Annotated in this window: 19 protein-coding genes; 10 read left to right on the top strand and 9 right to left on the bottom strand. The window is 62.5% G+C overall.

Annotated features, from left to right (window positions below):
- Position 1: 1 nt before the first annotated feature.
- The 6 genes from BMX80_RS00870 to gltS all read left to right on the top strand — a co-directional run bounded on the left by BMX80_RS00870 (position 2) and on the right by gltS (position 5,940).
- Entirely contained in the window at positions 2-652 is a 651-nt protein-coding gene (locus BMX80_RS00870; protein ID WP_074864163.1) for an SGNH/GDSL hydrolase family protein, read from the top strand.
- A gap of 48 nt (positions 653-700) precedes the next feature.
- Entirely contained in the window at positions 701-1,363 is a 663-nt protein-coding gene (locus BMX80_RS00865) for an SGNH/GDSL hydrolase family protein (protein ID WP_074864161.1), read from the top strand.
- A complete protein-coding gene (locus tag BMX80_RS00860; RefSeq protein WP_074864159.1) occupies positions 1,363-2,019 on the top strand; it encodes an alginate O-acetyltransferase AlgF in 657 nt (218 codons plus the stop codon). The genes BMX80_RS00865 and BMX80_RS00860 overlap by 1 nt, the downstream gene beginning before the upstream one ends.
- Before the next feature lie 10 nt (positions 2,020-2,029).
- Positions 2,030-3,445 (top strand): MBOAT family O-acyltransferase, encoded by a 1,416-nt coding sequence (locus BMX80_RS00855; RefSeq protein ID WP_074864157.1) that lies wholly within the window; start codon positions 2,030-2,032, stop codon positions 3,443-3,445.
- Positions 3,446-3,456: 11 nt separating this feature from the next.
- A complete protein-coding gene (locus BMX80_RS00850; protein WP_139213983.1) occupies positions 3,457-4,590 on the top strand; it encodes an alginate O-acetyltransferase AlgX-related protein in 1,134 nt (377 codons plus the stop codon).
- Positions 4,591-4,761: 171 nt separating this feature from the next.
- Positions 4,762-5,940, top strand: a complete 1,179-nt coding sequence (gene gltS / locus BMX80_RS00845; RefSeq protein WP_217641963.1) for a sodium/glutamate symporter — start codon at positions 4,762-4,764, stop codon at positions 5,938-5,940.
- Here the strand turns inward: gltS and BMX80_RS00840 are convergent.
- The 4 genes from BMX80_RS00840 to BMX80_RS00825 form a co-directional block, all read right to left on the bottom strand.
- Positions 5,937-6,926: a GGDEF domain-containing protein gene (locus tag BMX80_RS00840; protein ID WP_139213982.1), complete on the bottom strand. Its 990-nt coding sequence runs from the start codon at positions 6,924-6,926 to the stop codon at positions 5,937-5,939. The two genes, gltS and BMX80_RS00840, sit on opposite strands and share 4 nt — an antisense overlap.
- 186 nt (positions 6,927-7,112) lie before the next feature.
- Complete coding sequence (gene gabT / locus BMX80_RS00835; protein ID WP_074864152.1) at positions 7,113-8,393, bottom strand: 4-aminobutyrate--2-oxoglutarate transaminase; 1,281 nt, start codon at positions 8,391-8,393, stop codon at positions 7,113-7,115.
- A gap of 258 nt (positions 8,394-8,651) precedes the next feature.
- Positions 8,652-10,109 carry an NADP-dependent succinate-semialdehyde dehydrogenase gene (gene gabD / locus BMX80_RS00830; RefSeq protein WP_074864151.1) on the bottom strand — a complete coding sequence of 486 codons (1,458 nt, stop codon included), beginning with the start codon at positions 10,107-10,109 and terminating at the stop codon, positions 8,652-8,654.
- 203 nt (positions 10,110-10,312) lie between these two features.
- Complete coding sequence (locus BMX80_RS00825) at positions 10,313-11,317, bottom strand: AraC family transcriptional regulator (protein ID WP_074864149.1); 1,005 nt, start codon at positions 11,315-11,317, stop codon at positions 10,313-10,315.
- A 137-nt stretch (positions 11,318-11,454) separates the two neighbouring features.
- Between BMX80_RS00825 and BMX80_RS00820 the strand changes: the two genes are divergently transcribed.
- The gene (locus BMX80_RS00820) at positions 11,455-12,504 is read left to right on the top strand and encodes a fatty acid desaturase (protein WP_074864148.1); all 1,050 of its coding nucleotides are present in this window, start codon (positions 11,455-11,457) and stop codon (positions 12,502-12,504) included.
- 43 nt (positions 12,505-12,547) lie between these two features.
- On the opposite strand, the gene BMX80_RS00815 is transcribed toward BMX80_RS00820, so the two are convergent.
- From BMX80_RS00815 to BMX80_RS00795, 5 genes are all read right to left on the bottom strand, one after another.
- The gene (locus tag BMX80_RS00815; RefSeq protein WP_074864146.1) at positions 12,548-13,732 is read right to left on the bottom strand and encodes an acetyl-CoA C-acyltransferase; all 1,185 of its coding nucleotides are present in this window, start codon (positions 13,730-13,732) and stop codon (positions 12,548-12,550) included.
- Between the two features lie 10 nt (positions 13,733-13,742).
- The gene (locus tag BMX80_RS00810; protein WP_074864143.1) at positions 13,743-14,183 is read right to left on the bottom strand and encodes an acyl-CoA thioesterase; all 441 of its coding nucleotides are present in this window, start codon (positions 14,181-14,183) and stop codon (positions 13,743-13,745) included.
- A gap of 228 nt (positions 14,184-14,411) precedes the next feature.
- Positions 14,412-15,575 (bottom strand): iron-containing alcohol dehydrogenase, encoded by a 1,164-nt coding sequence (locus BMX80_RS00805; protein ID WP_074864141.1) that lies wholly within the window; start codon positions 15,573-15,575, stop codon positions 14,412-14,414.
- A gap of 20 nt (positions 15,576-15,595) precedes the next feature.
- Positions 15,596-17,374 carry an acyl-CoA dehydrogenase C-terminal domain-containing protein gene (locus tag BMX80_RS00800; RefSeq protein WP_074864139.1) on the bottom strand — a complete coding sequence of 593 codons (1,779 nt, stop codon included), beginning with the start codon at positions 17,372-17,374 and terminating at the stop codon, positions 15,596-15,598.
- Complete coding sequence (locus tag BMX80_RS00795; protein WP_074864137.1) at positions 17,371-18,606, bottom strand: 3-hydroxyacyl-CoA dehydrogenase; 1,236 nt, start codon at positions 18,604-18,606, stop codon at positions 17,371-17,373. Before BMX80_RS00795 ends, BMX80_RS00800 begins: the two co-directional genes overlap by 4 nt.
- Before the next feature lie 94 nt (positions 18,607-18,700).
- Here BMX80_RS00795 and BMX80_RS00790 point away from each other — a divergent pair, with 94 nt between their 5' ends.
- From BMX80_RS00790 to BMX80_RS00780, 3 genes are all read left to right on the top strand, one after another.
- Positions 18,701-19,606 (top strand): LysR family transcriptional regulator, encoded by a 906-nt coding sequence (locus BMX80_RS00790; RefSeq protein ID WP_074864407.1) that lies wholly within the window; start codon positions 18,701-18,703, stop codon positions 19,604-19,606.
- 57 nt (positions 19,607-19,663) lie between these two features.
- Positions 19,664-20,512, top strand: a complete 849-nt coding sequence (locus BMX80_RS00785; protein ID WP_074864135.1) for a helix-turn-helix transcriptional regulator — start codon at positions 19,664-19,666, stop codon at positions 20,510-20,512.
- A gap of 79 nt (positions 20,513-20,591) precedes the next feature.
- On the top strand, positions 20,592-21,149 hold the full coding sequence (locus tag BMX80_RS00780) for a YbhB/YbcL family Raf kinase inhibitor-like protein (protein WP_074864133.1): 558 nt from the start codon (positions 20,592-20,594) through the stop codon (positions 21,147-21,149).
- Positions 21,150-21,224: the final 75 nt, after the last annotated feature.

Below are 21,224 nucleotides of genomic sequence, written 5' to 3'. Positions count from 1 at the left end.
CATGGCGTCTTCACTGCTGGCTGGTTTGTCTATTTTGGTCATTGGCGATAGTCACATGGCCACCCCGTATTACCTAATCGATGGCCTGCACAGCGATCTGCAGCGCAAAGGCGCTAACGTGCACTCGATTGGGGTGTGCGGTGCCAATGCTGGCGACTGGCTGAAAGTCACCAAGGGCGGCTCTTGTGGTGCCGCCGAGCGCCGTGGCAAAGACAAAGCCGTCTCGCTGCGTGGCGCTAAGGCGCAAACCACGCCGATCAGCGAGCTGATCAAGCAGGACAAGCCGGATTTGGTATTGATCGTGATGGGCGACACCATGGCCAGCTACGACAAGCCGTCGTTCTCCAAAACCTGGGTATGGCAGCAGACCTCCAGCCTGACCAAAGCCATCGCCGCCACCGGCACTAAGTGTGCGTGGGTTGGCCCGAACTGGGGTACCGAAGGCGGCAAATACGGCAAGACCTTCCCGCGGGTGAAGCAGATCTCGTCGTTCCTGTCGGCCAACGTTGCGCCGTGCAGCTATATCAATTCATTGAAGTTCTCTAAGCCCGGTCAATGGGCAACCACGGATGGCCAACACCTCACCCAGCAGGGCTACAAGCACTGGGGTGCAGCGATTAGCAAGGAGCTCGAAGCGGTACTGAAAAAGTAATCCGCTCGTCAGTCAGCCTTATCACCACTGTTCATCGAGGAGTATCCGATGCCTGCCTCCGTTCTTGCCGGTTTGTCTTTGTTAGTGCTTGGCGAAAGCCACATGAGCCTGAATAACCACCTCACCCAGCCGCTTAATGCTGCGCTGGTAGAAAAAGGTGCCAACGTCTATTCCATCGGTGCCTGTGGCGCCAGTGCCGCCGATTGGCTGGTGACCAAAAAGGTCGACTGCGGCGCGGTGCAGAAGAACAAAGAGAAGCTCAAGCTCAACGGCAGTGGTGCCACCACTACGCCGATCAAGCAGCTGATTGCTACCCACAAGCCCGACGTGGTGGTGCTGGTGATTGGCGACACTATGGCCAGTTACGACAAGCCGGCGTTCCCCAAAGCCTGGGCCTGGCAGAGCGTCACTAAGCTGACCAAAGAAATCGCCGCCACCGGCACTAAGTGCGTGTGGGTTGGCCCGGCTTGGGGTAAGGCCGGTGGCATGTACCACAAGAACGACCCGCGCACGGTGCTGATGTCCAAGTTCCTCGCCTCTAACGTGTCGCCGTGCACTTACGTTGACTCGCTGAAGATGTCCAAGCCCGGTCAGTGGATCACCACCGACGGTCAGCACTTCACCGTGGCCGGTTACAAGGCGTGGGGTAAAGGCATTGCTGAGGCGATGAGCAAGCTGCCGGCCAGCAGCCTGAAGAAAGGGGCTAAGTAATGAAGCGCGCATGCTGGGCAGTCCTGTTGGGCCTGCCGCTGCTGGCGCAAGCCGCAGAAATCCCGCTGTACCCTACAGGCCCCAGTGAAGATGCCGCCTTCTTGCGCTTCTTCAATGCCGGTGAGCAGCCGTTAGCGCTGAGCGCCGCTAATGGCGCCAGCCTGACCTTGGATGCTCAGCAGCGCGCCTCAGACTTTCTTACGGTGCCTGCCGGTAAGCCGATTCAAGGCACCCTTAAGCAAGGTGAGCAGAGCGCCGAGCTGGATGTCAGCGTCGAGCCCGGTGAGTTCGCCACTGTGATTGGCTTGCCCAGCGCGGCTGGCTTGAGCCTGCATACCCTGCGTGAGCAGCCGGATGACTTCAACGCACTGAAGGCCTCGCTGGCCTTCTACAACGCCGATGCCAGCTGTGCTGATGCCAGCCTGCAAGTGGCCGGGCGCGCGGTGGATATCTTCAAGGCCGTTGCCCATGGTGATGTGCAACGTCGCTTTATCAATCCGCTAAAGCTCAGCGTGCAACTGCAATGCGCGGGCACTGCCGCCGGTGCGCCGTTAGAGCTGGGCCAGCTAGAAGCTGGGCAGCGCTACAGCGTGCTGCTGGTGCCGTCGGCCCAAGGCCCGCGCCTGTTTCAGGCCGTGGATAATTTAGCGAACTGATGCCGACAACATGGTCTTCACCTCCCTCGAGTTCCTGACGCTCTTTTTACCGCTGGTTCTGCTGATCTATGTGCTCTCGCCCACGCAGTGGCGCAACGGCGTATTGCTGATCGGCAGCTGGGTGTTTTTTGGCTGGCTCAGCCCGATGTTTATGCTTCTGCATACCGTGCTGACAGTGATCACTTGGGTAGGTGGTCTGCTAATCGATCGCGCGCCGCTCGGCTCCAAGAGCCGGGTGCGCTGGTTGACGGCCATGATCGTGCTCAACGTGCTGGTCTTGTGCTGGTACAAGTACTCCAACATCCTCGCCGCGACCCTCAGCGAGTTGCTGATCTCGCAGGGCGCCATGCCACTGGAGTGGCAGAAGGTAGCCTTGCCGGCGGGCTTGTCGTTTATCGTCCTGCAGGCGATTTCCTACTTGGTCGATGTGTACCGGCAAACCGTTAAGGTCGAGCGCAGTTTTGTCGACTATGCGACTTACCTGCTGATGTTTGGTCAGTCCATCGCGGGGCCAATCATTCGTTACAGCTGGGTGAGCGAGGAGCTGTCGCATCGGGGCTTAAGCTGGGGCAATTTCAGCCTCGGCGCGCGGCGCTTCATGATTGGTATGAGCATGAAGGTGTTGGTGGCCGATAGCCTGTCGCCAGTGGTGGATGCCGCGTTCGCGCTGCCCGAGCCGAGCTTTGTCGATGCTTGGGTGGGCTGTCTGGCCTATTCGCTGCAATTGTTCTTCGACTTCGCTGGCTACAGCGCCATGGCCATCGGTATCGGCCTGATGCTCGGCTTCCACTTTCCGGAGAACTTCAATCGGCCGTATCTGGCCAGCAGCATTCAAGACTTCTGGCGCCGCTGGCACTTGTCGCTGTCCAGCTGGATTCGCGATTACTTGTACATCCCCTTCGGTGGCAATCGCGGCAGCAAGTGGATGATCTACCGCAACCTGCTGCTGACCATGGCGATTGCTGGTTTGTGGCACGGTGGCGATAGCTGGAACTTCCTGCTCTGGGGCACGGCGCACGGTGTAGCGCTGTGCGTGGCGCGTATCTGGGCTGGCGCCGGTTGGTTCCGCATCCCCACCGCGTTGTCGCATGTGCTGACGCTGCTGTTTGTGGCACTGGCCTGGACGCTATTCCGCGCGCCGGACTTCGCCACGGCGATGACTATGTATGCCGGGCAGTTTGGCCTCAATGCCTTTGCGCTGGGCGATGCCCTCGCGGCAACGCTGCGCCCGACCCACGCTATCGCCGCCTTGCTGGGCGTGTTCTGCGTAGTTGCACCTATCTATCAGCAGCGTTTCGAGAACCGCTACGGGCACCATGCGCTGTTCGTTGTGCTGGGTTCTGCGTGGCCGGTGCTGGGTTTCTTGCTGTCGTTCGCCCTGATCGCCAGCCGTGAAACCGTGCCCTTCTTGTACTTCCAGTTTTAAGGCCAGAAGCGATGACTGATACCCACAATTCAGCAGCCGAAGCTTTAACCGCCAAGCTCAGCCCCCTGGCGGGCATGGTGATGCTGGTCTTCTTCGTGGCGGGGTTGGCCTCGGTGATTTGGTCCGTGGTCAGCGGCAAGGTTGCGGTTCAGCCGCCCAAAGAGCTGACTAACGAGCAGCTGTTTAATGGCGCCTTTACCCACCGCATTGCCGATGAGCTGGCCAATGTACCGTTTGCCGAGCAAGCCGCTAACTTAGAGCGCGCCGCTAGCTGGCTGGCGATTGGCGACACCGGCACGCGCGTGCGTCGTGGCTGTGACGGCTGGCTGTTTTTGGCCGATGAAAACCGCATCCACCACCATGCAGAGGCCAATGCTGCGGCCAAAGCAGAGAAAGTCACTGCCGTGCGTGATTGGCTGGCCAAGCGCAACATCAAGCTACTGGTCGCCGTAGTGCCGGATAAAAGCCGCATCGCTAGCGAGCAGCTGTGCGGCTTAGCGCGCTCGGCGCAACTGGCTGAGCGGGTGAAGGATTGGCAAGCCCTGCTGGCGGCGCAAAACGTCCCGGTGTTGAACTTGGCCGAGGTCATGGCGCCGCTGGGCAGTGACGCCTTCTTGCGCACCGACACGCACTGGAGCGAGCTGGGCGCCGCAGCCGCTACTCAGGCGATTGCCGCCGGGGTAAGCGCGCAGGGCATCAGCGCGACACCCGCGCAGCAGCTCAAACGTGAGGCCGGCGAAGCGCAGCTTTGGCATGGCGACTTAGTGCGCTTGGCGGGCCTCGATTGGCTGCCGGTAGCTTTGCGCCCTGCGGGTGAGCAATTGGCCGCGTCGACCTTTACCGTGCAGGAACAAGCCAGCGATGAGCTGAGCTTGGACGACCTGTTTGGTGACAGCCAACTGCCCAACATCGCGTTGATTGGCACCTCGTTCTCGCGTAATTCCAACTTCGTGCGTTTGCTGGAGCAAGCCCTCGGCGCCAGCATCGGCAACTTTGCCAAAGATGGCGGCGAGTTTTCCGGTGCGGCCAAGGCGTATTTCAGCGGCAAAGAGTTCAGCCAAAGCCCACCGCAGTTAGTGATTTGGGAAATCCCCGAGCGCGATCTGCAATCGCCGTATGTGGATGACATCGCACTCGCCGACTAAGCGCGGCGGGGTTCGAGAAAGGCTGCGTGGCGTTCGCCCGCAGCCTTTTTTCTTGCCCTCCATCAAGGCATGGGCAGAAAGCCCCAGCCGCTAAGGCCACCCACGCTAAGCTAAAGGCTTTGCTATTTAGCGGGGGGCGCTATGCCAGAGCAGATCAATTTGGGCGGGGCTATGGGTCTCGCCTTAGCGATTATTGCCTTGTGGCTGGGCATGGCGGTGAATGCGCGGGTGGGTTTTTTAGAGCGCTATAACATTCCCGCTGCTGTCACTGGTGGCTTGCTGATTAGCTTAGTGCTGAGCTTGTTGCAGGCGCTGGCCGGTTTGCAGGTGCAGTTCGATTTGGCCCTGCGTGATCTGCTGCTGATTGTGTTTTTCAGCACCATTGGTTTGTCGGCGCGGTTACGCGCCTTGTTGGTGGGTGGTCGCGCGTTAGCGTTAATGCTGCTGTTGGCGGTGGCGTTTTTGCTGCTGCAAAACGTCGTCGGGGTGGGCATGGCGGTGGCGTTTGACACCCACCCGGCGTACGGCTTGATTGGTGGCAGCATCTCGCTGGTGGGCGGGCATGGCACCGCGCTCAGTTGGGGGCAAGTGTTTGCCGACGAGCTTGGCTTAGAAGATGCCGCCGGCCTAGGGATGATGTTTGCCACCGCCGGGCTGATTACCGGCGGCTTATGCGGCGGCCCGCTAGGCGCTTGGCTGATTAAGCGGCATAACCTCAGCAGCACGGAAAAAACCGTGGAGATGGCGCACATCGAAGCCCACGGCACCCTGACCTACCTGATTAACGTGCCGGACTTTATGCGTGCGCTGTTTTTAGTCGCGCTGTGCTTTGGCGTGGGCGCGCAGGTTAACGACTGGTTAATTGGCTACAACGTGCGCTTGCCGGGCTTTCTGACCGCCATGCTGATGGGCATCGTGATGGCCAATGTGCTGGATGCCAGCGGCGTTAAGCTCGACACCCGCCCGGTGGATTTAATGGGCGCGATCAGTTTGCAGCTGTTTTTAGGCTTATCGATGATCAGCATGCCGCTGCTAGAGCTGCGCAGCGCCTTTGGCGCGGTGTTCCTCGTCATGCTGCTGCAAAGCGTATTGATTGTGGCGTTTACCGTGCTGGTGATCTTCCGCGCGCTGGGCCGTGATTACGATGCCGCGTGTATCAGCGCGGGGTTTATCGGCATGGGCCTAGGCGCCACACCGGTGGGTATCGCCAACATGAACGCGATCACCGACAAGTTTGGCCCCAGCTCGAAAGCCTTCTTGGTCATCCCACTGCTCGGCGCGTTCTTTATCGATATCGCCAACGCCAGCGTGGTGCAGTTTCTGCTCGGCTTGCCGCTGTTTAGCGGTTAGAACAAATCGATGCTACCGGTCTCGGGGTTAATGGTTTGCGTGGCGCAAATCTGGTGGTAAGCAAACACTTGGTTGCGGCCCCGATGTTTGGCTTGATACAGCGCCTGATCGGCCTCACCCAGCGCTGTGGCGGCACTGCCTTGGTTGAGTAACTGGCAGTAGCCGATGCTGAGGGTGACGCTGTCGAGCTGGGGAAAGCGATAGCGTTCAACATCGCTGCGAAAGCGCTCTAGAGCACCCAGTGCGCCGTCTTCATCGACACCGCCGAGCAGCACGACAAACTCTTCGCCGCCGTAGCGAAAGAGTTGATCTTGATTGCGGAAGGCGCCCTGCATTAATTGGCTGACGGTGAGCAGCACCTCATCGCCAAACAGGTGGCCTAGTGTGTCGTTGATCTGCTTGAAGTGGTCGATGTCCATCATCGCCAGCCAGTACTGGCCACCGGTATGCGGGGTGCGGCGATTGAGTAATTGATGGATGCCTTCTTCCAGCTGATGGCGATTGAACAGGCCGGTAAGGCGATCACGGTTCTTTTCGCGCAGCAGTTCGGTGAAGTTTTCCACAATGCGAATCAGGCTGCCGATCACCTTACGGGCTTGCCCCGATAAGCGCGTGGTGCGCAGGGCTAGCAACGCGTGGGTTGGGGTGAGGGTGTCGAGCCGGCTGAGCGGGTACAGGTAATACTCGCCATACACGCCGGGCTTACGCTCGGGGTCATAGTGCAGTGTGTGGCGCAGCGAATAGAGCGGATGTTCGGCATGCAAGGGGCTGCCGTTGTGCTCGGCAAACTGGCCATCCAGCAGGGCGCCGTACTCAATCAGCTCGCCATCGTGCCACGTCAGTAGGTGTAGACGGTCTATCTGTGGGTAGATTTCGCCAATGGTTTTCAGCAGGGCTGCTTCCACTGTCTCTAACGAGCGAAGCGCGGTGATGGCTTCTAGGGCGGCAAGTAAAGGGTCATTGGCCATGCCGGGGTCTCGCAGCACGGCAGCGGCCTTCGTGGCGTTGCCGAGAGGGTTGGTTAAGACCAGCTCCCAGTTGGTCGTGTAGCCGAGACAGTCGGTGATATTGCTTAGTGTAGAAGAGAGTTGCGTACGCGATATGGCATTTGGCTATACCGCAGGCCTAAGCCGCCAACCGCTCAGCAGAGGGGTTGGCGGCGGGCGCTGTGTTTACGCCAACTCGGCGAAGCACTCGGCGATAATCGCCATGCCACGGTCGAGCAGCTCGTCGCTGGCGGTCAGCGGTACGAGAATACGCAGCACGTTGCCGTAGGTGCCGCACGACAGCAGGATCAAGCCTTTGTCACGCGCGCGGGCGACGATCTTGCCGGTCAGCGCCGCATCGGGTTTGTGCACATCGCCGCCTTCAAACAGCTCCACGGCCACCATGGCGCCTAAGCCGCGCACATCGCCAATCGCTTTGTGCTTGCTCTGGATAGCCTTAAAGGCATTGGTCAGGCGCTCACCCACCGCTTGGCTGCGGGCCAGCAGGTTTTCTTCCTCGAACACGTCCATTACCGCCAACGCGGCGGCGCAGGCAATCGGGCTGCCGGCATAGGTGCCGCCCAAACCGCCGGGGGCGATGGCGTCCATGATTTCAGCCTTACCGCACACGCCGGACACCGGAAAACCACCGGCAATCGACTTGGCAAAGGTGGTCAGGTCGGGGGCGACGCCCATTTGCTCCATAGCGAAGAAGGTGCCGGTACGGCCCGCGCCGGTTTGCACTTCGTCGGCGATCAGCATAATGCCGTGCTCGTCGCACAGTGCGCGCAGGCGCTTGAAGAAGCTCGGCGAGGCGACATAGAAGCCGCCTTCGCCTTGCACTGGCTCAAGAATAATCGCTGCGATGTCACACGGCTCGGCATCGTTTTTAAAGATGCGTGCGATGCTCGCCATGGCGTCGTCTTCGCTCACACCGTGCAGCTCGCAGGGGTATTGGGCGCGGAACACCGGGCCGGGCATCAGGCCCATGCCGGCGGAGTAGGGGACTTTCTTGCCGGTTAGCGCGAGGGTCGCCATGGTGCGGCCGTGGTAGCCGCCGGTGAAGGCAATCACGCCTTCGCGGCCGGTGGCGGCGCGGGCCACTTTCACGGCGTTTTCTACCGCTTCGGCGCCGGTGGTCACCAGCAGGGTTTTCTTAGCGAAATCACCCGGCACCTTGGCGTTGATCTTCTCGCACAGCTCGACGTACGGCTCGTAGGCCAGCACTTGGAAGCAGGTGTGGGTGACCTTTTTCAGCTGGGCTTCCACAGCGGCGATGATCTTCGGGTGCAGGTGGCCGGTGTTGAGCACCGCAATGCCGCCAGCGAAGTCGATAAATTCGCGGCCTTCAACGTCCCAAACCGTAGCGTTCTCGGCGCGATCGACGAAGATCGGGTGAATCTGCCCTACGCCACGCGGCACGGCGGCGTTACGCCGTTGCATCAGCTGCTCATTGTTTTGGCTCATGGTGTTCCTCATGTTCAAGCTTGCCGTGCGGCACGGCAGAGTTAATAAAGCAGCGCAGCGGCCGGAGTGGCCGACACAGCCGCTGCGCAAAACGGTGACTGCATAGTGCAGCGATTAGGGAGGCGCTGATTTAATTGGCGAACGGTTCAAGCACAAGGCGTACGGAGCACAGCAACCGAGACATACCGCTTGGTAGGCGAGGTTGCGAGCACCGCACAACGCAGTGATTGAGCCGTGCAGACATTAAATCAGTGCCTCCTAGATGCCCATGCACAGGTATTTCAGTTCCAAATACTCTTCAATGCCGTGGCGCGAGCCTTCGCGGCCAAGGCCGGAGCTTTTCATGCCGCCAAACGGCGCTAGCTCGGTGGAGATCAGGCCGGTGTTGATGCCCACCATGCCGTACTCCAGCGCTTCGGCAACACGGAACACGCGGCCCAAGTCGCGCGCATAGAAGTAAGCGGCCAAGCCAAATTCGGTGTCGTTAGACTGGGCGATCACATCGGCTTCATCGCTAAAGCGGAAGATCGGCGCCAGCGGGCCGAAGGTTTCTTCGCGGGCCACGGCCATCTCGCGGGTCACGCCAGTGACGATAGTCGGCTCGAAGAAAGTGCCGCCAAGTGCGTGCGGTTTGCCGCCGGTAATCACTTGGCCGCCTTTGCTCACCGCGTCGTCCAAGTGGCGCTGCACTTTGGCCACTGCGTTGGCGTCGATCAGCGGGCCGGTGGTGACGCCATCTTCCAGACCATTGCCGACTTTCAGTTTGGCCACCGCCTCGGCAAGCTTGGCGACAAAGGCGTCGTAAACGCTGTCTTGCACGTACAGGCGGTTGGCGCACACGCAGGTCTGCCCAGCGTTGCGGTATTTGCTGATCATCGCGCCTTCTACGGCGGCATCCAGATCGGCATCGTCAAACACGATAAACGGCGCGTTGCCGCCCAGCTCCAGCGACAGCTTTTTAATGCTCGGTGCGCATTGCTCCATCAGTTTCACGCCCACGCCGGTGGAGCCAGTGAACGACAGCTTGCGCACGATGGGGTTGCTACACAGCTCACCGCCCACATCACGCGAGGCGTCGACATCGGCGGTGATCACGCTGAACAAGCCCTTGGGCAGCCCCGCGCGTTCAGCCAGCTCGGCCAGTGCTAAGGCTGAGAACGGCGTTTGCGGCGCAGGCTTAAGCACCATGGCGCAACCGGCGGCCAACGCAGGGGCGGCCTTACGGGTGATCATGGCGCTGGGGAAGTTCCACGGGGTGATCGCCGCAGCCACGCCAATCGGCTCGCGCTGCACGATGATGCGCTTGTCCGGTTGATGGCCGGGGATGGTCTCGCCGTACACGCGCTTGGCCTCTTCGGCAAACCACTCAATAAAGGAGGCGGCGTAAGCCACTTCGCCACGCGCTTCGGCCAGCGGCTTGCCTTGCTCGCAGGTCATGATGCGGGCGAGGTCTTCTTGGTGCAGCATCAGCAGCTCAAACCACTTGTGCAGCAGCTTGGCGCGCTCTTTGGCGGTGCGCGCACGCCAGTCTTTTTGTGCAGCTGCGGCGGCCTCGATGGCGCGGCGGGTTTCCGCTGCGCTCATGTTCGGCACGCTGCCCAGCAGCTCGCCGGTGGCGGGATTGCGGATTTCATAGCGCGCGCCGTGATCGGCCTCGCACCAGTGGCCATCCACATAGGCTTGCTGGCGGAACAGGCTGGCGTCTTGCAATTCCATCGGTCATCTCCTGACGGTTGCTCAAGATGAGCAACGTTAGTGTTCAAAAAGTCAAACAAATCGTAGGCGTAGCCGCTGCGTTCGGCAATAGCCTGTTCAACAAAAACAACAAAATAGATCAAAAGCATGAGCCGTGTTTGCTGCGCTGGCGGCGCAGTTTGGCGTTTCGCGCGGCATTTGCTCGGCGTTCGATATCGTGAACGTTAGCTGGCGTGGCGGGCGCGCCATTGGCTGGGGCTACAACCCAGCCAACGGCGAAACGCGCGGCTAAAGCTGCTGCTGTCGGCAAAACCAAGCAGATAGGCCACCTCACTGATCGACAAACGCGGGTCGGTCAAGTGCTCGCAGGCTAAGCGCTGACGGATGCTGGCGAGCAGTTGCTCGAAGCTGCGTTGCTCGTCGTGTAAATGGCGCTGCAGGCTGCGCAGGCTGACGCACAGGCGTTCGGCTATGCGCTCGGCGCTGGGTTCGCCGGCGGCTAAATGCTGGCTGATTTGCGCTTCGACACGTTGGCTCCACGGGCGTTGCAGCAGCGCCAGTTCGCGTTCTAGCAGGGCTTCGTTGTGGGCGGCCAGTTGCGGGTGACCATCGGCCAGCGGGCGCAGTAAGTCGGCGCGGGCGAAACGCAGGCCATCGACCGAGGCGGCAAACTGCACCGGTGCGCGAAAGGTGTTGTGCCACGGGCTTGGGTCGCTGGGTGCCAGGCGCCGCAGCAGTACCGCTTGCGGGGCGTAGTCACGGCCCAAACGTTGGCGGCAGGTGCGCACGTAAATGGCTAGAAAGGCATCCACCGCCGCCGGGTGCGGGGCGGCGCTGTCGCTCGGCTGGCGCAGGCTGAGCAAATAGCTGTCGCCGTCGGCTTGCAGGGTGGGCGCCAAGGCATCGGTCACCACTTGGTAGTAGCGGGTGATGCGCTGGAACACGTGTAGCAGGTTGTCGCTGGCGACAATCGCCAAGCCCAGCGCATGAAAGGTGGTGGGCCAGACAAACCGTGAGGTATCCAGCCCTAATGCGGGGTTGTCGCTGTGCTGCACGGCCAGCGTCCATAGCCGGCTGGTGGCCGACAGCGGCAGGCGGCAGGGCGCTTGTGCGGCGCTGGGCAGTTGCACCCCGGCGGTGCGGCACAGGGCTTGGCTATCCAGCCCGAGGCTATCGAGCTGGCGGCACAGGGCGCCGGTCCAGCTACTTAATGTGGTGGGTTCGCGCATGGTTGGCGTCCTCGAACAACAGCTTGGCGTGTGCTGACAGGCGGGTGCACGGTAAACCGCGCACAGTGAAGGTGAGTGAAGCTGTCAGACCACCGCGCTGTGCCCAAGCGGGCCAGCCGAGCCAAGAGGATGTCTTGATGTCGCAACAAAATACAAGCGCGCTGTCGGCGGCGGCGCGCGCCGAACATATCCGCTCGGTGGTGCTCGCCGAAGGCCAAGCGTTGCGTGCGCGTTATCCGCTGCTGCAGCGGCAGAACCTGCTCGGCGCGCTGATTTTGACCTTTGCCTTGCTGGGCATGCTCGGCAGCGCTTGGCTGTATATCGAGGGCGTTTTGCCGTGGTGGGCTTGCCTGCTGCTCAATGCTTGGTTTGCCTCGCTGACTCACGAGCTGGAGCACGACCTGATCCACAGCATGTATTTTCGTAAGCAGCCGCTGGCGCATAACGTGATGATGTTGCTGGTCTGGCTGGCACGGCCGAGCACGATTAACCCCTGGGTGCGCCGTGGCTTGCACCTTAATCACCATAAAACCTCGGGCAGCGAGGCTGACTTGGAAGAGCGCGCCATCACCAATGGCGAGCCGTGGGGCTGGGCGCGTTTGCTGATGGTGGGCGACAACATGATGGCGGCCTTGATTCGCCTGCTGCGCGCGCCAAGCTGGGCGCGTAAGCGTTATATCGCCGGGCGCACGCTGGCGGTGTATGCGCCGCTGGGCTTGCTCAACTGGGGGGTGTGGTACGCGTTTTTGCTTGGCCACGGTGCGCAACTGCTGGCGCAGCTGTGGGGCCAGCCGGTGTTGTGGAGCAGCAGCGCAGCGGCTTGGTTGCCTGTGCTGGATATCCTTGTGGTGGTGTGGGTGGGGCCCAACGTGCTGCGCACCTTCTGCCTGCATTTTGTCAGCTCGAACATGCACTACTACGGCGACGTTGAGCCGGGCAATGTGATCCAGCAAACCCAAGTGCTTAACCCTTGGTGGTTGTGGCCGTTGCAGGCGTTTTGCTGCAATTTTGGCAGCACCCATGCGATCCACCATTTCGTGGTTAAAGAACCGTTTTATATCCGCCAACTCACCGCCCGTACGGCGCACCGGGTGATGCGCGAGACGGGCGTGCGCTTTAATGACTTGGGCACCTTCCGCCGTGCCAATCGTTGGCAGGCCGATTACCGTCCTGCTGTCGCCGAATAGCTAGCAAGCTACCCGGCGCGGTGAGCCCGCGCCGGGCAAGGGGTTACAGCACTTCGAACAGGCCCGCCGCGCCCATGCCGCCGCCGACGCACATGGTGATCACCACGTACTTCACGCCACGGCGTTTGCCTTCCAGCAGGGCATGGCCAACCATGCGCGCGCCGCTCATGCCGTAGGGATGGCCGATGGCGATGGCGCCGCCGTTGACGTTCAGCTTGGCCGGGTCGATGCCGAGCTTCTGCGCGCTGTACAGCACCTGGCAGGCGAAGGCTTCGTTGAGTTCCCACAGGCCGATATCGTCCACCGTCAGGCCGTGTTGCTTGAGCAACTTGGGCACCGCGAACACTGGGCCGATGCCCATTTCCTCGGGCGCCAGGCCAGCCACGGCAATGCCGCGATACAGGCCCAGCGGCTGGATACCGCGCTGCGCGGCCAAGGTGCCGCTCATCAGTACGCTGGCGCTGGCGCCGTCGGACAGCTGACTGGCGTTGCCTGCGGTGATGCAGCCACCGTCGATCACCGGCTTGAGGTTCTGCAAGTCGGTCAGCACGGTTTGCGGGCGATTGCCTTCGTCTTGGCTGAGGGTGACGTCTTGGTAGCTGACGGCACCGGTTTCCTTGTCGACCAGCTTCTTGCGGGCCGTGACCGGGACGATTTCGCCCTCGAACAAGCCAGCAGCCTGCGCGGCGGCGGTGCGCTGCTGCGACAGGAAGCCGTACTCATCCTGCGCCTCGCGGCTGATGCCGTAGCGCTTGGCGACGATTTCGGCGGTTTGCAGCATCGGCATGTAGGCGTGCTCGGCCATCTTGACCACATTGGCGTCGGCCTCGGCGGCGGTCCACTTCATGTGGGTGTTCTGCACTAGGCTGATCTGCTCCTGCCCGGCACCGACGGTGACTTGCATGCCGTCGACCATGATCTGCTTGGCGGCGATGGAAATCGCCATCAGCCCCGAGGCGCACTGGCGGTCGATGGTTTGCCCGCTCACCGACAGCGGCAAGCCTGCGGCCAGCAGCGACAGGCGCGCGAGGTTGGTGGAAGCGGTGCCGCCTTGCATGGCGGTGCCCATGATCACGTCTTCGATCTCACCCGCCTCAATGCCGGCGCGCGCGACCGCCGCTTGCAGGGCAATGGCGGCCATGGATGGCGATTTGAGGTCGTTAAACGCGCCGCGAAACGCCTTGGCGATGGGCGTGCGGGCGGTGGAAACAATCACAGCATCTTGCATGGCAAGCTCCTTACGGGGTGGTGCGCTGCAGGCGGCTAAGCGCCTCGCGCAGCGCCGGGGGGATAGACACCGGGCGGTTGCTCGCCCGATCGACAAACACATGAACAAACTGCCCGGCGGCGCAGGCTTGCGCTTGGCCGTGCTTGAAGATGGCCAGCGCGTAGTGCACCGAGCTGTTGCCTAACTTGGCGACCCGTAGCCCCACCTCGATGCGCTCGGGGAAGGCCACTGGGGCGAAGTAATCGCACGCCGAACTGACCACAAAACCGACCACGCTGCCGTGGTGGATATCCAGCCCGCCGTGCTCGATCAGGTAGGTGTTCACCGCGCTGTCGAAGTAGCTGTAATAGACAACGTTGTTCACGTGGCCGTAGATATCGTTGTCGTGCCAGCGCGTGGTGATTGGCTGGAAGTGGGCGTAGTCGGCGCGCAGGTGCTCAGCGTGGCTCATGCTCTGTTCTCGTCTGACCTGCCCAGCAGCCTAGAGGCTAGGCGTTGGGCGCAATAGTTTGATTCGCCGGCTGTATTGCCAGCCATTGACCACCCCTCTCCCGCTGGGAGAGGGGCCGGGGGTGAGGGATATCTCAAGCGGCTCCGAGCTGCCTGCATCGCCCTCAGCCTAGCTATGCCCTCACCCTAGTCCTCTCCCAGAGGGAGAGGGGAATACAAACAGAGGGATTCAATACGCCGCCTGATAGATGGCCAAGGCATCGGCCTCGTGCACCTCGCGCGGGTTATTGACCAGCAGGCGCTGCTGCAGCAAAGCGTCGCGCGCTAAGGTGGGCAGCAGGTTGTGCGCCACCCCGGCTTCACTCAGTCGGCTGGGTAGCCCGCAGCGGCGGTTTAGCCCGGCTAAGTAGTGAATGACATCGGCGCAGCGTTGCCCGGTGCCGCTGCCGCGGTAGTTGTCGCCCAGCAGCAGCGGGGCCAGTTCGGCATACAGCGGCGCGGCGGCCGGGGCGTTAAAGCGCAGCACTTCGGGCAGCACCAAGGCATTGGCCAGCCCGTGCGGCAGGTGGCAATGCCCGCCCAGTGGATAGGCCAAGGCATGCACGGCGGCCACTGGCGCGTTGGCAAACGCCTGCCCGGCCAAGCAAGCGCCGAGCAACATGGCCTGACGTGCTTCGCGCTGAGTGCCGTGGTGCACGGCTTGCTCCAAGTTGCCCGCGAGCAGGCGTAGCGCCTCGCGGGCGAGTAAGTCCGACAGCGGGTTTTTCTTCAACTTGCTGGTGTAAGCCTCAATGGCATGCACCATAGCGTCGATGCCGGTGGCGGCGGTCACCGCAGGCGGCAGGCCTAAGGTCAGCTCGGCATCCAGCAGCGCCAAATCCGGCAACAGCACCGGTGAGACGACGCCGAGCTTAGTGGTTTCGCCGGTGGTGACGATGGCAATCGGGGTGACTTCCGAGCCGGTACCTGCGGTGGTCGGCACCTGAATCAGCGGCAAGCGCGGGCCGCGCGCTTGGTTCACCCCGTACAGCTCGGCCAAGCTTTGCCGTTGATTGGGGTGGGCGAGCAGCGCCACCAGCTTGGCCACATCCAGCGAGCTACCGCCGCCAAAGCCGACCACCAGCTCCACGGCCAGCTCGCGGGCTTGTTGCGCGGCGCGCAGCACAATGGCTTCGGGCGGGTCGGCGAGCACTTCATCGAACACCGCCACGTGCAGCCCGGCTTTGCTGAAGCTGGCTAAGCAGTCGTCGAGCAAACCGCAGCGCACAATGCCGGGGTCGCTGATCAGCAACACCCGCTGCGCGCCGCGCTCGCGGCATAACTCGCCCAAACGGCTGGCCGCGCCCGGCTCACAGAGAATTTGCGCGGTGGTGGCAAAGCTAAAGGCTTGCATAGTCGGCTCTCGTGCGGGGGTTAAAAGGCAAAGTGTTCGGCGTCTAGCGCCAGCAAACAGGCGGCGCCGCCCAGCAGGGCTTCGCGGTGCGCGCTGGCTCGCGGCAGGATGCGCTTTAGGTAAAACGCCGTGCTGTGCAGTTTGGCTTGGTAAAACGCATGCTCGTCGCTGGCGTTATCCAGCGCTTGCTGGGCACATTCGGCGGCGCGCAGCCACAGGCTGGCGAGCAGCACATAGGCACTGTAGTGGAGGAAATCCACCGACACCGCGCCGATCTCCTGCACATCGGCGTGGCAGCGTTGCAGCACCTCGGCGCTCAGCGCCCGCCACTCGGTCAAGCGCTGTTGCACCGGCGCGGCCAAGGCGGCCAGTGCCGGATGCTGCGCGGCGCGCTCGGCCTGCGCGGCGCATTCATCGAGCAGTGCGTTGAGCTCGGCACCGCCGTCGCCGAGCACTTTGCGGCGGACCAGGTCGAGCGCCTGAATACCGTTGGTGCCCTCGTACAGCTGGGTGATGCGGCTGTCGCGCATCAGTTGTTCCATGCCCCACTCGCGGATATAGCCGTGCCCGCCGTACACCTGTACGCCGAGGCTGGCGACTTCTTGGCCAAGGTCGGTAACAAAGCCCTTGAGGATAGGGATCAGCAACGCCGTCCGACGGGCCGCCGCGCTGTCGTGTTGCTGCTGTTCGTTATCCAGCTGTAGCGCCGTGTAGGCAGCGAGCATGCGCGCGCCTTCGACGAGGGTCTTCTGGGTCAGCAGCATGCGCCGCACATCCGGATGCACGATGATCGGGTCGGCCGCCTGTGCAGGCGCTACGGCACCGGCCAAACCACGCGACTGCAAACGCTCGCGGGCATAGCGCAACGCGCCTTGGTAGGCCGCCTCGGCAATCCCCAAGCCTTGCAGGCCGACTTGAAAGCGCGCGTCGTTCATCATGGTGAACATGCAGGCCAAGCCTTGGTTGGCGTTGCCAATCAGATAACCGCTGGCGCCATCGAAGTTCATCACGCAGGTGGCAGCACCTTTGATGCCCATCTTGTGTTCCAGCGCGCCGCAACTGACGGCATTGCGCGCGCCTAAGCTGCCGTCGCCATTGGCGATGAACTTAGGCACCAAAAACAGCGAGATGCCTTTGACCCCCGTTGGGGCGTCGGGCAGGCGGGCGAGCACCAGATGGATGATGTTTTCCGCCAGATCGTGCTCGCCGCCGCTGATAAAAATTTTGCTGCCGCTGATGCGGTAGCTGCCGTCGGCCTGCGGTTCGGCGCGGGTGCGCAGCAGGGCCAGGTCGGTGCCCGCTTGGGCTTCGGTCAGGCACATGGTGCCGGTCCATTGGCCGCTGACCAGCTTGGCCAGATAGTCACGTTGCAGCGCGGGGCTGCCGTGTTTGTGCAGCGCCAGCACGGCGCCTTCGGTGAGCCCGGAATAAATCCGCAACGACAAACACGCGCTCATCAGCATCTCGTGCACGCAGGCGGCTACCAGCAGGGGAAAGCCTTGCCCGGCAAAGTCTTGCGGGCCGGTCATGCTCGCCCAGCCGTGCTCGACATACTGGCGGTACGCGGCGCGAAAGCCCTGCGGGGTGGTCACCTGGCCGTCGTCTAGGCGGCAGCCTTGTTCATCGCCGCCACGGTTGAGTGGGGCCAGCTCGTGGGCGGTGAACTGCGCGGCTTCTTCCAGCACGCCGTCGATCAGCTCGCGGTCCAGACCCGTGCCGAGCGCGGCGCAATGCGCGCTGGCGTCGAACAGCTCGTGCACAACAAAACGCATGTCGCGCAGTGGCGCTTGGTAACTCATACCTGGCCTCCCTGCACATCGCTGAAGCGCTTGCCGTAGGCGGCCAAGCGCTCGATCAGCGGCGCCGGTTGCCAATGTGCGCCGTGCTGCGCTTGCAAGGCGCGCAGGCGGGCGGCGATATGCGCCGGGCCTTGGTCGTCGGCCCAGTTCATCGGCCCGCCTTTGGCCGCCGGAAAGCCGTAGCCGTTGAGGTACACCAAGTCGATATCGTGGCTATTGGCGGCGATGCCTTCGGCGAGAATTTTCGCCCCTTCGTTGACCAGCGCGAGCAGGCAGCGCTCGCGGATTTCCTCTTCGCTGATCGCGCGGCGGGTCATGCCTAAGCGCTCGCTCACCGCGACCACTAGGGCATCGACGGCGGGGTCGTGCTGCGCCTCGCGACTGCCTTGGGCGTAGCGGTAATAGCCTTGGCCGCTCTTCTGGCCGAAGCGGCCCAGCTCGCACAGGCGGTTATCCACTTGCACTGCTGGGGCGTCTTGGCCGCTGCCGGCCAGTTCGCGGGCGCGCCATTCCAAGTCGATGCCGACCACGTCGTACATGCGGAATGGGCCCATGGCAAAACCAAACTGTTGCAGCACGCCATCCACCTGCGCGGGCAGCGCGCCTTCGAGCAGCAACATGCGCGCTTCATGCACGTAGGTGTGCAGCATGCGATTGCCGATAAAACCATCGCAGTTACCGGCCACCACGCACACCTTGCCCAAGCGTTCGCCCAAGGCGCGCGCGGTTTCTAGGGTGGCCGCGCTGGTGTGGGCACCACGGACGATTTCCAGCAGCTTCATGATGTGCGCCGGGCTGAAAAAGTGCAGGCCCAGCACCTGTGCCGGGCGCTGGGTGACGGCGGCAATCGCGTCGATATCCAGCGCCGAGGTATTGCTGGCCAGCAGCGCCTCGGGGCGCAGGGTGGCGTCTAAGGTGCGGAAGATCTCCTGCTTTAGGGCGAGGTTTTCGTACACCGCCTCGATCACCACATCGGCATCGGCCAGCGCCGCGTAGTCGCCCACCGGATGCACATTGGCTAAGCGCTCGGCGGCCTCGCTGCAAGTGAGGCGGCCTTTGCTGATTTGCTGTTGCCAGACGTCTTCGAGGTTGCGCAGGCCCTGTTCGAGCATCTGCGGGTTGTTGTCGAGCCAGAGCACCTCAAACCCGGCGTTCGCCAGACTGATAACAATGCCCCGACCCATAGTGCCCGCGCCGATCACGGCGGTTTGGCGAATTGCGCTTGCGTGCATGACCTGCCCTCGCAGAGTGAAAAACCTGCACAGCACCTTAGGCAAGGGCTTACTATTTGAGAAATTGTTAGTTGTGATAGGTTGGATTTGGCCAGTGAATATATTGAACTTCGATCTCAACCTGTTGCGCGTGCTCGATGTGCTGTTGCGCGAGCGCAATGTGTCGCGCGCGGCCGAGCAGCTGGCGCTCAGCCAACCGGCGGTGAGTAACGCCCTAAACCGCCTGCGTGAAACGCTGGATGACCCGCTGTTAGTGCGCGTGGGCCGCCAGATGCAACCCACCCCACGCGCCTTAGCGCTGGAGGCACCGCTGCGCCAAGCCTTGCAGCAAATCGCTTGGCAACTGAGCGATGGCCGCGACTTCGACCCGGCGCGCGCCGAGCAACGTTTCGAGATTGCCGTCACCGACTACGTGGAGCAGCTGCTAATGCCCGAGCTGCTGGCGCGCCTCGCCGAACAAGCGCCGGGGCTGGCCGTGCGGGTGCGTCACTTAACCCCCCAGCTGCCTGCCGAGGCGCTGGATAGCGGCGAGCTGGATGTGCTTATCGGGCGCTTTTTCGAGGTGCCGAACCGCTTTGCCCGTCGCGCTTGGCGCAGCGAAACCCTGCGTATTGTCGCCGCCCGTGAACACCCGCAGCTGCGCAGCGCGCCGGATTTAGCGCAGTTTTTGCGCCTGCGCCACTTGTGGGTTAGCGGCGGGCAAACGCGCGGCATGGTCGATCAATGGCTGAGCGAACAAGGCCTCAGCCGGCAGGTGGTGTACACCACACCCAACTACCTGCAAGCCGCGCACTTGGTGGTCGGCAGCGATTTAGTCACCGTCTTGCCCACCAGCTTGGCCGAGCACTTTGCCCAGTTACTGCCGCTGGCCTTGTACCCGCTGCCCTTCGCCTTGGGCCCGTTTCACCTGCAAGTGGTCAGCAGCGCGCTGCGCGCCCGCGACCCTGCGCTGCAATGGCTGCTGGAGCAAATCGACCAACTGCGTGGCACCGCGGCGTAGCTCCGCTGGGCTGGTGGCATTATCCTGCCCAGCGATAAACCGGCAGGAGGCCGCCGCATGCACACCCTTATTCACGCCTGCCAAGCGCTTGCCAGAGAAGACCGCGCCTTGCCCTTCGCGCTGTACAGTGCGGTGCACGCTCAACATCTGCGCAATGTGACCATTGCCAAGCCGCTGCTGGTGGTGGTGCTTAGCGGCAGTAAAGCGTTGGGCTATGCCGAGCCGCTGACCTGCCGCGCCGGGGACTTTGCCTTGCTGGCCAATAACGCCACCCTGAGCGTGCGTAACCTGCCAGAGGCGGGGGATTACTTGGCCTTGTTGATTGAGTTTGAGTTCGCCGACTTCGCCCCGCCAACGCCGCACCAGCCCGCCCCGGCGTTGCCCAGTGTGCCTAGCCAGAGCAGCCCGGCACCGCGTTATGTGCATGGCACGGTAGAGCCTTTGCTGCACACCGCGCTGCTGCAGTTTGTGCAGTGGTCGGCGTGTGCCCCGGCGGCCTTGTGGCCGCTGCGGCGCCAAGAGTTACTGCAGCTGTTGGCCGTTAGTGGTTACCCGGCGGTTAGCCAACTGTGCCTGCCGCCCAGCCTAAGCCAGCGGGTTTATGCCGTGCTCGGCGCCGAGCCTAGGCAAACGCCGGACGCGGCCACGCTGGCAGCGCAGCTGGCGATGAGCGAAGCCACCTTACGGCGGCGTTTGAGCGCCGAAGGCACCAACCTGCAAACCCTCAAAGACAACGCCAAACTCAGCCGTGCGCTGCACCTGCTGCAAACCGGCTTTGCGCCCATTGGGCAGATTGCCGAGCAGTGTGGCTACCACTCGCAGTCGCGCTTTACCGAGAAGTTCAAACAGCACTTTGGCCTCACGCCCACGGCGCTGCGGCGGACCCGATTGCGCGAAACAGGATAATCATTGCGCGCTTTGGTGCTAATCAGCCCGGCGCGCCGCGAGTAGGGTAAAGGCTCCATGCACAGCCTTAGGAGTCATCATGTTCTTTGTTAAACACCCCTTAACCTGGTTGGCGCCCTTGGCGCTGGTTGCCCACAGCGTGGCGGCCGAGCCCTTTACCTTACGCAGTGCCGACATCGCGCACGGCGAGTTTATGAACCAAGCGCAGGAGTTTGCCGGGTTTGGCTGCAACGGCGCCAATCGCTCGCCGCAACTGAGCTGGAGCGGCGCCCCGGCGGGCACGCAAGCCTTTGCCGTGTTTGCCTACGACCCCGACGCCCCCACCGGCAGCGGCTGGTGGCACTGGCAGTTGGTGAATATCCCCAGCACAGTGACCAGCTTGCCCAGCGGCGCGGGCGATGCCGAGCAGCCGCGTGCGCCTAAAGGCAGCCAGCACGCCCGTAACGATTACGGTGTGGCGGGCTTTGGCGGCGCTTGCCCGCCAGAAGGCCACGGCGCGCACCGTTATCAGTTCACCGTGTTTGCTTTGTCGCAACCGCTTGAGCTACCCGCCGGGGCCTCGGCGGCGCTGACCGGTTATATGGTCAAGGCCCATGCCCTGGGCTCTGCCAGCTTGGAAGCGTTGTATAAGCGTTGAAGAGCGAGCGGCTTAGCTAGGGGGCATACAGCAAAAAAACAGCCAGCCTTGAGATTGTGTTTAGGGCTGGCTGAT

It is taken from the genome of Atopomonas hussainii (assembly GCF_900109735.1).
GTDB classification, from domain to species: Bacteria; Pseudomonadota; Gammaproteobacteria; order Pseudomonadales; family Pseudomonadaceae; genus Atopomonas; species Atopomonas hussainii.
Note: the sequence above shows the minus strand (reverse complement) of the source record. Positions and strands in the feature narration are given on the sequence as shown.